This window comes from Candidatus Scalindua japonica, from assembly GCF_002443295.1.
GTDB classification, from domain to species: domain Bacteria; phylum Planctomycetota; class Brocadiia; order Brocadiales; family Scalinduaceae; genus Scalindua; species Scalindua japonica.
The window spans coordinates 1-12,605 of record NZ_BAOS01000022.1; the positions used below are offsets into that span (position 1 = coordinate 1).

General features: G+C 38.9%; 12 protein-coding genes and 1 pseudogene. 10 read left to right on the forward strand and 3 right to left on the reverse strand.

The features are described from left to right. Positions 1-66 precede the first annotated feature (66 nt). Positions 67-1,458 (forward strand): annotated as a pseudogene (locus SCALIN_RS24005) (IS1634 family transposase). A gap of 14 nt (positions 1,459-1,472) precedes the next feature. Here SCALIN_RS24005 and SCALIN_RS11755 read toward each other — a convergent pair. Further along, a complete protein-coding gene (locus tag SCALIN_RS11755) occupies positions 1,473-1,781 on the reverse strand; it encodes a beta-ketoacyl synthase N-terminal-like domain-containing protein (RefSeq protein WP_096894685.1) in 309 nt (102 codons plus the stop codon). A gap of 76 nt (positions 1,782-1,857) precedes the next feature. Beyond that, a complete protein-coding gene (locus SCALIN_RS11760; RefSeq protein ID WP_096894686.1) occupies positions 1,858-2,739 on the reverse strand; it encodes a beta-ketoacyl-[acyl-carrier-protein] synthase family protein in 882 nt (293 codons plus the stop codon). Positions 2,740-2,918: 179 nt separating this feature from the next. Between SCALIN_RS11760 and SCALIN_RS11765 the strand changes: the two genes are divergently transcribed. Genes SCALIN_RS11765 through fsa form a run of 5 tightly spaced genes read left to right on the forward strand, consistent with a single transcriptional unit; the run spans position 2,919 to position 7,453 of the window. Next, a complete protein-coding gene (locus tag SCALIN_RS11765; RefSeq protein WP_133111852.1) occupies positions 2,919-3,998 on the forward strand; it encodes a DUF362 domain-containing protein in 1,080 nt (359 codons plus the stop codon). Continuing rightward, on the forward strand, positions 3,998-5,389 hold the full coding sequence (locus SCALIN_RS11770) for an alkaline phosphatase family protein (protein ID WP_096894688.1): 1,392 nt from the start codon (positions 3,998-4,000) through the stop codon (positions 5,387-5,389). Before SCALIN_RS11765 ends, SCALIN_RS11770 begins: the two co-directional genes overlap by 1 nt. Positions 5,390-5,392: 3 nt before the next feature. Continuing rightward, on the forward strand, positions 5,393-6,199 hold the full coding sequence (locus SCALIN_RS11775; protein WP_096894689.1) for an adenosylcobinamide-GDP ribazoletransferase: 807 nt from the start codon (positions 5,393-5,395) through the stop codon (positions 6,197-6,199). Between the two features lie 43 nt (positions 6,200-6,242). Then, on the forward strand, positions 6,243-6,785 hold the full coding sequence (gene cobU / locus SCALIN_RS11780; RefSeq protein ID WP_096894690.1) for a bifunctional adenosylcobinamide kinase/adenosylcobinamide-phosphate guanylyltransferase: 543 nt from the start codon (positions 6,243-6,245) through the stop codon (positions 6,783-6,785). Between the two features lie 23 nt (positions 6,786-6,808). After that, complete coding sequence (gene fsa, locus SCALIN_RS11785) at positions 6,809-7,453, forward strand: fructose-6-phosphate aldolase (RefSeq protein ID WP_096894691.1); 645 nt, start codon at positions 6,809-6,811, stop codon at positions 7,451-7,453. Positions 7,454-7,583: 130 nt separating this feature from the next. On the opposite strand, the gene SCALIN_RS11790 is transcribed toward fsa, so the two are convergent. Continuing rightward, positions 7,584-7,823, reverse strand: a complete 240-nt coding sequence (locus SCALIN_RS11790; RefSeq protein WP_096894692.1) for a sulfurtransferase TusA family protein — start codon at positions 7,821-7,823, stop codon at positions 7,584-7,586. Between the two features lie 502 nt (positions 7,824-8,325). Between SCALIN_RS11790 and SCALIN_RS11795 the strand changes: the two genes are divergently transcribed. The 4 genes from SCALIN_RS11795 to SCALIN_RS11810 all read left to right on the forward strand — a co-directional run bounded on the left by SCALIN_RS11795 (position 8,326) and on the right by SCALIN_RS11810 (position 12,517). After that, on the forward strand, positions 8,326-8,754 hold the full coding sequence (locus SCALIN_RS11795) for an archease (RefSeq protein WP_096894693.1): 429 nt from the start codon (positions 8,326-8,328) through the stop codon (positions 8,752-8,754). Between the two features lie 20 nt (positions 8,755-8,774). Continuing rightward, positions 8,775-10,232: an RtcB family protein gene (locus tag SCALIN_RS11800; RefSeq protein WP_096894694.1), complete on the forward strand. Its 1,458-nt coding sequence runs from the start codon at positions 8,775-8,777 to the stop codon at positions 10,230-10,232. A 22-nt stretch (positions 10,233-10,254) separates the two neighbouring features. After that, positions 10,255-11,541, forward strand: a complete 1,287-nt coding sequence (locus tag SCALIN_RS11805; RefSeq protein WP_096894695.1) for a tetratricopeptide repeat protein — start codon at positions 10,255-10,257, stop codon at positions 11,539-11,541. A 139-nt stretch (positions 11,542-11,680) separates the two neighbouring features. Next, positions 11,681-12,517: a CvfB family protein gene (locus SCALIN_RS11810; RefSeq protein ID WP_096894696.1), complete on the forward strand. Its 837-nt coding sequence runs from the start codon at positions 11,681-11,683 to the stop codon at positions 12,515-12,517. Positions 12,518-12,605 lie beyond the last annotated feature (88 nt).

Sequence of the window (12,605 nt, forward strand, 5' to 3'; positions counted from 1 at the left end):
CGAAGAACCTATATCGGTCCAAAACGGAACGTAAATAAGGATAAAACCAAGCAAATCCGTTCCAGTTTGGTCTCAAAAGGACAAGGCAACGTCTTTTTGCTAAGATTTTTATCAGACAAGCTTGGATTGACGGAGATTTTAAAATCTCTCTTTCCTGATAACTATCAAGAGATATTAGCATTAGCATTTTATGAAATTATAGAAGCCTCGGCCTTGTACCTGTTTCCTTATTGGCTTGATGAGCATAATTTGCCGAGAGTTAAAAAGATGTATTCTCCTGACATATCAAAACTGTGTGATATTTTGGGAAGATCGCAATCACAAAGGGTAGAGTTTGTTCAAAAATGGATAGAACATTTAAAGCCAATCAACGGGATATTTTACGATATAACTTCTATTTCCAGCTACTCTACAAACGTTGATTTTATAGAATGGGGTTACAATCGTGATAAAGAGAATCTACCTCAATTAAATATGGGAGTAACATTTTGCCACAATCACTCTTTACCCATTTATTACAATTTATACCCTGGAAGTATTGTAGATGTTACTACCTTAAAGAACTGCGTTGAGTATTTGAAAGTATTCAAGCTAAAAGACATTTTGTTTGTGCTGGATAGAGGTTTCTTTAGTAAAGCAAATGTATTGGAAATGAATAACAGCAAAAGCAAAGTGTCCTTTGTTCAGCCACTGCCTTTTAGCTTAAAAAAAGTAAAGACTTTAATAAAAAAAAATAAACGATTATTGTCAGATCTTTCCAGTGCCTTTAAATTCAATGAAGAGATACTGCATTACCAGCAAAGACCTTTTGAATTTGATGGAAACGAATTTGACGCACATATTTTTTTCAATGAAAAATCTGAAGTAGAACAAAAACATAATTTTTTCTCAGTATTATTCGAATACGAGGAGAAGTTTAAGGATAAAAGTTTTAAAGTGCTTAAGGAATACCTGAAATATAGAAAGTTAAATATTCCAGAAAAATACAGAGATTATTTTAAATAGAATAAAACGACATTGCGGATAGAAAAAAATGCAAAAAAGATAAAATCGTTTATTTATAAAATGGGAAGCTTTGTGTTAATAACAAACAAACAACAAATGGACAAAGCGGAAGTATTAAATCTTTATCGCCAAAAAGATCAGGTTGAAAAAATGTTTGATATATACAAAAATGAAATGAATGGAGATAGGTTGCGAGCACATAGTCAATATAATGTCGATGGCCGTTTATTTATAAAATTTGTTGCGTTGATTATCTATGCAGAAGCATCAAGAGTTATGAAGGAAAAGAAGTTATTTAACAAATACACAGTAAAAGAATTATTTGCTGAACTCAAAAAATTAAAAATCACTCACATAGAGAAAAACGATCCGATTCTCAGCGAATTATCCAAAAGACAAAAAATTATTTTTGATGCTTTCGGCATCCAGGAAGACACATTGCATAGTTATTAACTTTTTTCTCCAATTTAGGTATTAATGTTACCAAAATTCAATCCAGCATCTTGAACCGCCATACTCACTGCTGACAAACCCAGTTGAGAATACCTGCACAAACTATTGGCCAGATCTTCAGGCATATGCTCTTCAGGTATGAAATCACTAATCTCTCCTGCAATCCTTGTGGGATAGCGTTCAGTATTAAACCTCGTGATCTCTGATATCCCGGATTTCCCATTAACGAGGGATTCCCAGAAGGCATCAATTCCAGTCCCAATCGGAGACATAATCCCAATTCCGGTTACAACTACTTTGTTTTTTTGAGTAGTATTCATCATCTATCAATATCTTTTAAACGTTCAGATCGCAAATCAAACCACATAAATTAATTCGAAAATAATTTTCCGTAAGTCATCACATACGCTTATAAACTAATGACACATTATTACCTTCATAATCAAAGTTATTTGACAGTATTACGTTTGCCGATTTTCCTTCAGGTTCTTTTAGATGAAAAAGTGAATTACATGCAGGGTCAACATTCTCAAGTTTATTCGTCTGCGGCAAAACATTTTTCGTTAAACATAACAATGAAAAAATTGCGTCTATTGCGCCTGAAGCACCAAGTGATAACCCGAAACTCCCTTTGGTTGAACTTACCGGGACCCTTCTGGTATCTTTACCAAATACTGATTTTATTACCTCTGACTCTTCCAAGCCTTCTTTTATCCCTGAAATACCAGAGGCATTAATGTAATCAACCTTTGATGGACCAATTGAGGCATGCTCCAATGCCTGTTTAGCACATGAGACCTTAGAGTAAAAACCTGAATTTTTCTGATTTGCATTAACATTGCGGCTACAAGATGTTCCAAATCCAACAATCTCTCCATAAATATTGGCACCTCTTTTTTCCGCACTACTGAGTGTTTCTAAAACAACCATACCGACCCCTTCACCTAAGACAAAACCATTTCTTTCCCTATCAAAAGGACAGCTTGTTGAATTACCGCTATCACCATTTCCGTCAAACATACCTATAGGTTTTAGCTCTTTAAAAACCCCTGACAATAATGGTGCTTCCGCCCCACCGGCAACCATTGCATCGATATTTTGTTGTTGAAGTACATTAAATGCCTGGATTATGCTGTATTCAGAAGAACACGTCCCGCATGAAAAGGCGAGATTAGGGCCTTTTAGTCCGAACTCTATTGCCACCTCACCAGACGGCGCGTTTGTAAGGCTGTTTTGCATGAGAAGAGGATGAACTTTTCTTGGACCATCCGCATATAGCACCTGGATCTGTTTTGATACACCGATTTGTTATGAAACCATAACGTTTTTGTTATGAAGCCATAACAAAATGATATTGTTTCGGCTTGAAAATCTTCCGGCAATTGTGCCACCAATCCAAAAAATTTATTTTTGAATTGATACTTAACAAACAATTTGAGCAGTGTTATAATTTTATATCTATGAAGAGCAAAGTTTTTTTTATTGAAACGAAGAACGGCGAATCACTTGCTTCGTTAGCTGATAAAGTAAAACACCTTTACGATGCTGCCGAACTTGGAAGTATTATCAAACAAGGTGAAATGGTCGCGGTAAAGACCAGTTTTGGGGAAAAGGGGAATATCGGCCACCTTAAGCCTCCAATAATCAAGGCTGCCGTGGATAAAGTAAAATTAAACGGCGGCAAACCATTTCTGGCAGAAACGAATACGTTATATGTAGGAAAACGTACTAACACAGTAGACCATTTAATGCTTGCTCATGAGCATGGATTCACGATTGAAAACACTGGAGCTCCTGTTGTTATTGGAGATGGACTTTTTGGAGAACACAATTACATCGTTAATATCAACCAGGAATTGTGCAAAAATGCTTATATTTCCGGTGTGGCAAAAGCATCGAATGTTATTATCTCAATTGCACATGTCACAGGGCATCTTGCTACAGGAATGGGGGCAACATTCAAAAACATCGGTATGGGGTTGTCATCAAGAGGTGGTAAGCTTGCCCAGCACTCCGGTGTAATACCTCAGATTATCAGCAAAAACTGCATAACATGCAAGGTATGCCAGATCTGGTGTCCCACGGACGCGATTACTATGGAAGAGGATACAGCGGTAATTAACCCCAATACCTGTATTGGGTGCGGTGAGTGTCTGGCCGTCTGTCAATTCGGTGCAGTTAAGATCGCATGGGACGAGGACACGGCAAATCTACAAAAAAAGGTTGCGGAATATTGCCTGGCCATATTGGAAGAGAAGAAGGGGAAAGCAGCATTCTTTAACTTCCTTACCCATATAACAAAACATTGTGATTGTATGGATATCGCCTATAAACCAGACATGTCTGATATCGGAATCGTTGTTTCAAAAGACCCGGTAGCTGTTGAAAAAGCGACTATAGATTTAATAAATAAACACACCGGAAAAGATTACTTTAACCATATCTGGCCTGAGATTGATTATACTGTGCAGCTTAACCATGCCCATAAAATCGGTTTAGGTAATCTTGATTATGATCTGGTAAATATCACAAAACCCTAATGATTTTATCTCAGCGTAAAGTAATAATTTTTGGTCTGGACGCGGCCCCACCGGAACTGGTTTTCGATAAATGGCTTGATTATCTGCCTAATATAAAACATCTTGTCTCAAACGGCATCTCCGGAAAACTGGAGAGTACGATACCCGCTATCACCTGTCCAGCATGGGCGTCAATGGTCACCAGCATAAACCCCGGCAAACTGGGAATCTACGGTTTCAGGAATAGAATCAATTATGATTATGAGGGTCTGCATTTTGCCGATTCTAATACGGTTAAGGAAGAGACCATCTGGAATATACTTGCGCGGCATGGCAAGAGACCAATTATTATCGGTGTACCGCTGACATACCCTCTCAAACCTGTTCACAATGGATTAATGATAAGCTGCTTCCTCACACCGGACAAAAATCATCAGTATACCTGGCCTGACGGATTAAAGCATGAGGTAGAAAGGGTTTCAGACGGATATATCCTGGATGTGAAAGATTTCAGAGGTGTGGAAAAAGAGCAGGTTTTGCATACTATCTATGAAATGACAAAAAAGAGATTTAAGCTCACCCGTCACTTTATACAAAATGAAGATTGGGATTTTTTAATGATGGTGGAAATGGGAACAGACAGAATACAACACGCCTTCTGGAGATTCTTTGATAACAGACATCCGGAATACTTACCGGGAAATAAATATGAGAATGTCATCTTTGACTACTATAAATATGTTGATGATGAAATTGGCCAAACTCTTGCATTACTGGACGATGACACTCTTGTCTTGATCGTCTCTGACCATGGCGCCATGTTGATGGAAGGCGGGATCTGCATAAACGAATGGCTGATAAATAATGGATATCTCAAACTGGTACACTATCCTGACGAAGTTACACAGATCAGTAAACATCTGATTGACTGGAACAAAACCATGGTTTGGGGTGAGGGAGGTTACTACGGACGTCTGTTCTTCAATGTAAAAGGCCGTGAGCCGAGAGGGATAATCCCGAAACAGAATTATGAGTTTCTCAGAAATGAGTTAATAACGGCACTTGAAGACCAGAGAGATAAGAAAGGCCGGAAAATAAATACCAGGGGCTTTAAACCTGAAGACATTTACACGGAATGCAGGAATATCCCACCCGATTTGATCGTCTATTACGGAGATCTGGCCTGGAGGTCTATTGGCAGTGTAGGACACAAGACTCTATGGGCCAATGAGAATGATACCGGCGCTGATGACGCAAATCACTCACAACACGGAATATTTGTGATGAGTGGTGATAACGGATATCATGCTGAAAGGAGGGATGGTTTGCAAATAATGGATGTAACACCTACTGTACTGGATCGAATGGGAATTGATATTCCGTGGCAAATGGAGGGGAAGGTTATTCAATAAACGATGAAAGATTTCCTCTGGGCGCTGAATTTTTTAACAACGGTCCCGTCTGGTAAAAGATGGTACGAAAGAGAACCAAAACCGGGGATTGTAGTGTTCTGGTTTCCCATAATTGGTCTGTTGATCGGGTTTATACTGACATTTGTTTATATTCCCGCAGCCCGGTTCTTTCCGCATCTGGTTGCCGATGCAATAATCCTGATAGTCTATATTGTTATGACAGGTGGTTTTCACCTTGATGGTTTTGCGGATACCTGCGATGGTATCTTTGGAGGAAATACCAGGGAAAGAAGGCTCGGCATCATGAGGGACAGTCAGATTGGAAGCTATGGTACTTTATGCCTTATCTGCACTGTCGGCCTGAAATACATATGCCTCATTTCTATTGATCCGGAAGCGGTAGCCGGATTATCCTTTTTCTCAGACCATAAGACATTAAAGGATTTGGATCCTTTGTATCTCTACACCTGTGAAAAAGGAAAAGTTCTCCTGTTAATGTGTGCCCTTGGCCGTTGGTCTCAAGTATTCGGAGCAGCTCTATCGAGTTATGCAAGAGAAGAAGGTGGCACAGGAAAAATAATTATTGAAAACGTTAAGATAAGACATGCACTCTGTTCTTCATTCATACCGGGAATACTTATATTTTTGTTTTGTGGAATTAAGGGAATTTTTATATTCTTTACCGTATTCATTCTTGTTATTTTATTCGTTTCATACATTAAAAAGAAAATAGGGGGGATGACAGGAGACACCCTGGGCGCTTTAAATGAAGTGAGTGAGTTGGCTGTGCTGCTCTCTTTTCTTCTTTAATTCAGTGCAATTCCGTGAAAATTCGTGGTAAATTGTTTTTCTTATGTCTGAACTAACACTTATAATCGGTGGTACAAGGAGCGGTAAGTCAGCGTTTGCAACAGAGCTTGCAAAAAAGCACAGGCATGTTTGTTATATTGCAACTGCTGATTCCGGACAATCTTCACAAGTCTATGACCGTGAGATGCTGGAGAGGATACAAAAACATCGGGAGAACAGACCATCAGAGTGGAAGACAGTAGAAGCTCCATTAGAGCTAGATAAGGCCGTTTCAAATCTTAATGGAAACATCGATGTTGCATTAATCGATTGTATCACAATTTACGTTACAAATATGCTTCTTAGCAGTCATAAAGAAGAGGGAGATGAGTACATAACCAACGCAATAAACAAATTGTGTAGTGTTTGTAAGAATGTGCCTTTTCATGTTATAATGGTAACCAATGAAGTTGGTTACGGAGTTGTGCCGGATAATGCCATATCGAGAAAATTTCGTGATATCGCAGGCTACGCTAACCAGATTATTGCAAGAGAAGCGGATAATGTATATCTTGTTACTGCGGGAATTGAAAACAAGATAAAATAATTATTTTTTTGGAAGGAGATAGAATGAAATTTTTTATTGACACAGCAGATGTAAATGAGATAAGAGAAGCAGAGAGTCTCGGCATCCTGGATGGTGTTACAACCAACCCTACATTGGTATCAAAAACCGGACGGCCTTTTAGGGAAACTATTGAAGAGATATGCACAATCGTAAAAGGGCCGGTAAGTGCCGAAGTAGTCAGTACTGAAACTGAAGCCATTATTAAAGAAGGACGGGATTTGGCAAAAATAGCTGATAATATTGTCGTAAAGGTCCCCCTTATTAAAGACGGTCTTAAGGCGGTGAAGGTTCTAATCGCGGAAGGAATAAAGGTGAACGTAACCCTCTGTTTTTCATCAAATCAGGCCCTGCTTGCCGCAAAGGTGGGTGCTACCTATATAAGCCCATTTGTTGGCAGACTTGATGATAAAGGGCATACGGGAATGGAAGTGGTTGATGAGATTCGTACTATTTATGATAATTATGATTTTGATACGGAGATAATTGTCGCCAGTGTCAGAACGCCATTACATGTTAGAGATGCAGCCCTCATGGGTGCTGACATTGCGACCATACCACTTGAAGTATTTAACAAAATAGTACAGCATCCATTGACAGATGCAGGACTGAAAAGTTTTCTTGCAGACTGGGAAAAGGTACCTAAGTAAGCTGGATTTAACCCATTACTGGTGGATTCGCCTCGCTTAATCTACACAACTGAAAATTGATGAAGTTGTAGTGTGGATTAAAGTCCTCGGCGTATTTTGTCCGAGGAAGCGAAGCGAATCCACCTTTCTTTTATTCATCAGACGCAAGCTTGCGAATAAAGGTATGGATCTCTCCATCATCTTCATCTATTTGCAGTAATTCATTCCCTGTCTTTTCACACCACACCTTAATGTCACTCTTTATACCCTCATCAGTTGAAATAATTTCCAGGATTTGTCCGGTCTGCAACTCTTTTATTTTTTGAGATGCTTTAAAAACAGGCATTGGACAAAGTAATCCGTAACAATCCAACGTAAAATCAGACTCCATAATATAAACGCTCCTTCTTCCGAAATGCAAATCTAAACTAAATCAGTTTGTATAACTTATTAATAATAATGACCTTCTATGTTACAATCAATTGTGTGGGTATTTAAAACAAGTAATCGATTGCAGACTATAATTTTAACTAAACCGGAACTGATAAGATGCAAATGGCCACTCTCCACGCAATTGTACGGGGAAAATACTCGAATATTATATATTTTTTTGTAGATAATGTAAAACAAGTTGTGTAAATTTTACCGAAATCATAAAGATAATAATGGCCTGTATTTGGAGAAATTATGAACGTACTGGCCATACTTATTAATAGGTATATTTATCTTTGATATGACATATACAACAAATGCCAGAATTGTCTATTATAAAGTCGTAAATTTCAGAGAATAGTTGGAATTCACAGGTAAAGACCATCTTCATCATAGACTTACCGATCCTGGATTAAGTGAGAAACAGAAGAGCTGAAGACAAGAAAAAATAAACAAAAGAGATGGAAGAATATTTTTTTCTAGACAATATAGCGACAGCCGACGTAGCAATAGAATCTCGTGGAGACACTCTTGAGGAGTTGTTCTCCGCGTCTGCAACGGCAACTTTTGAAGTAATGGCCGATACCAGAGAAATACAATTGGAAATCAAGAAAGTTCTGCACCTGGAGAATTCAGAAATAGATGGATTGCTGTTTGACTGGCTTGCTGAAATAATATACTTGAAAGATTCAGAATGTATGCTATTTGGTAAATATGTTATAAATGTAACAAAAAATAGAAATTACCAACTCGATGCTGAAATATTTGGCGAAGAGATTAATCAGACCAGACATGACCTCAGATGTGATGTAAAGGCAATAACCTTTCATCTATTCGAAGTGTACAAAAAGAACGGCAAATGGATATCCAGATTTATTTTGGATCTGTAAATTAAATTAAAGGCGATAAAATGGAAACCAGCATGAAAGTCAATAAAATTTCAGACTGTCTATGGGAAATCCCGAAGACAGAAAAAGAAGGCATGCTTGTCCCGGCAAGAATATATGCAAACGATACACTTTTCGAGAGCATGGATAAAGGTGTCTTTGAGCAAATTACAAATGTCGCCTGTCTGCCCGGTATTCAGAAATACGCGCTCTGTATGCCTGATGGTCATTGGGGATATGGGTTTCCCATTGGTGGTGTAGCCGCTTTTGATACCAAAGATGGTATTATCTCTCCGGGGGGAATAGGCTTTGACATAAATTGCGGAATGAGATTGATTACTACAAATTTAAAAGCAGAAGAAGTAAAACCCCGGATCAGGGAACTTATTAATGAGTTGTTCCGAGCGGTACCTGCGGGAGTGGGAGCCAAAGGGACCCTGAAAGCTTCAGTAACACAGCTTAAAGGAATTATGGAAAGAGGGGTTGACTGGTGTATAGAAAATGGTTATGGCTGGCCTCAAGACCGCGAAAAGATAGAAGAGTGTGGGCATATACCAGGCGCAGATCCATCAAAGGTAAGTGAAAAGGCGATATCAAGAGGAGCAAACCAACTGGGAACTCTTGGCTCCGGGAACCATTACCTGGAGGTCCAGATGGTAAAAATAGATAATATTTTCGACGAGAAGACGGCAGGCATATTTGGGATCAGCGAAAAAAATCAGATAGTAATTATGGTGCATTGCGGATCGAGAGGTTTTGGGCATCAAGTCGCAACAGATTATCTGAAGGTATTCGATAAAGCAATGAAGAAGTATGGTATGACCGTAAAAGACAGAGAACTTGCATGCGCGCCTTTTAAATCATCGGAAGGTTCTGACTATTACAAGGCAATGTTGTGCGCCGCAAATAGCGCCTTTGCAAACAGGCAGATCATTACTCACAGGATCAGAGAAAGCTTCTCAAAAGTCTTTAATACCAGTGCGGAAAACCTTGGAATAGAGATTGTGTATGATGTTGCTCACAATATCGCAAAGGTAGAAAAATATAAAATTGACGGTAAAGAGAAAGAGGTTTTGGTCCATAGAAAAGGCTCAACAAGGTGCTTTGGGCCCGGCAGGAAGGAGCTTCCGGAAATATACAGAAGCGTAGGACAACCTGTTATTGTAGGCGGTTCTATGCAAACCGGTTCTTATCTACTGGCAGGTACTGAAAAAGCAATGCAAGAGACATTTGGCTCAACAATGCATGGCGCGGGCAGGACTATGTCAAGACACGCCGCCAAGAAGAGAGTAAGAGGTGATCAACTCCTGAAGACTATGGCTAAAGACGGCATTCATGTTAAGACCGCCTCAATGTCCGGCCTGGCAGAAGAAGCCGGTATTGCTTATAAAAACATTTCAGAGGTAGTTGAAACTATGGACGGTTTGGGTATAACAAAAAAAGTAGTGAAGCTGAAACCCATCGGGAATATTAAAGGATAACTATTTTAAACAGGAGAAAACAATGCACTTGCCAGATTGGATACAAAAAATACCTGTTTCAGCAAAGGGTATTATAAGCGCACCTTTATCTTTATTCTCAAGGCGTTCTTCTAAAGGACTACAAACAGAGGATGGTTACAAGGACAACGAAAATGATAAAAACATAGAGACTTATGACCTTACCTTAATAAATACGGAAGAACTTGCAGAAAAACTCTCCAGGCATCTTCCTGAGCAGCTATCATCCCATGAAAAAAAGGCTGAAATGCAAGAGCTTGAAAACACTATTAAACGGTTACAACAGAGCAACTCTGATGAATACAAACATAAGGTTTTGCGGGAATTAAGCAAAGGTAAGATCACTGAAGCAGCAGATATATTGAATAAAACAACTCAACATCTAATGACTTCATCAATGCAACCACCAAAGCAACCATCTAAGAAAACGGCCCTGGACTGGATTGACGTAGGAAACATCATGTTATTAAAAGGCCCGCATAAATCATTAACCGCATTTAGAAAAGCCGTAAAAATGGATAATCTCAATACTGAAGCATGGCACCGATTAGGCCGTGTTTCGTATTGGACAGGAAATCTAAAGGAATCAAGACAAGCCTATGAACAAATCCTTGAATTGGAAGGAAAAGACGAACCACTTAAGGCTATGAGCTACAGTAACCTTGGGACTATCTATAAAAAGAGTGGCCAACTGGACAAGGCTGAAGAGTCTTATTTGGAATCACTCGAAATTAGTGAAACTCTTGATCTACAGGAAGAGATGGCTTTTGCGAACGGTAATCTTGGTATCATCTATTACACACGTGGAGAATATGACAAGGCTGAAGAGTTCTATCAGAAATCACTTGAAATCAACAAAACCCTCAACCAACAGGAAGGCATGGCTACTCAATACTGCAATCTAGGTATTATTTATAAAAAACGAGGAGACGTTGACAAGGCAAAACAATTTTACCAGAAATCACTTGAGATTAATAAGTCCATTGGACAAAAAAGAGGCATAGCTTCAGGTTACGGCAATCTTGGCAACATCTATAAAATCCGTGGTGAGCTTGACAAGGCAGAAGAATTTCATCTAAAATCACTTGAAATTAATAAATCTCTCGCACAAAAAAGAGGTATGGCTACAGATTATGGCAATCTTGGCAATGTTTATAAAATCCGTGGAAAATTGAACAAAGCCTGCAACTATTGGGAAAAAAGCCTGGAGTTGTTTTCTAATCTTAAAGCAGAAGAACAGGTCAATTTGACTAAAAAATTAATTGCCGAAAACGGTAAAACAGATAAATAAAACAGGACGCTCTTCATACCTGTTTACTACCCTTATCAGTATAATATCTGAAGTCCTCTAGAAAAGATCTCGGCACCTTTTGTCCGGGGAAGCAAGGACAGTAATGTTTATGTAACGAAATATGTAGGATAATTTATTTATGGCAAAAATAGGTGTATTTAACAATTTAAGAGTAGTCAAGGAAGTTGCTTTCGGAGTTTACCTTGACGGGGGAGAGCATGAAGAAATACTGCTTCCGAACAGGTACGTCCCCGATAATTGTAAAGTGGGTGATAATATCAGGGTCTTTATCTACCTTGATTCAGAAGACCGTTTTATAGCTACTACCGAAAGACCCTATGCAATGGTTGGAGACTTTGCCTTGCTGAAGGTTGTTGCGGTTGAGTCTGTTGGGGCATTCCTCGACTGGGGTTTACCGAAGGACCTGCTGGTACCTTTCAGCGAACAATTTCCAATAATGGAAAAAGGCAAATCGTATATAGTCAAAATCTATGTTGATAAAAAAAGCAACCGCATTGCGGCCACCACGAGACTGGACAGATACCTTGACAACATCCCGGGTAACTTTAACGCGGGACAGGAAGTAGAACTGCTCATATGCAACCAAACAGATATTGGCTACAAAGCAATTATTAACGGTACACATTGGGGAGTGCTCTATTCAAACGAAGTGTTTCAAACATTAAAGAGTGGCCAGAAGATAAAAGGATATATCAAAAAAGTGAGGGATGATAATAAAATAGACCTTAGTCTGCATAAACCCGGCTATGAAAAAGTAGATGACGTAACGGAAACAATCCTTACTGTGTTGAAAGAGCAAGGTGGGTACATCCCGGTAACAGATAAAAGCTCCCCGGAAACAATTTACAAGCTATTCGGAGTAAGCAAAAAGACGTACAAAAAAGCGATAGGTGCTATTTATAAGAAAAAACTTATTACTATCGAAAATGATGGTATTAAACTTATCAGTAAATGAGATTTAAATTCGAACTCAGGACTACTCCGACCGCATTCAGCCCCCCCCCATTTTTGCTTGACTCGCTTGCTTTATTGCTTTATCATCC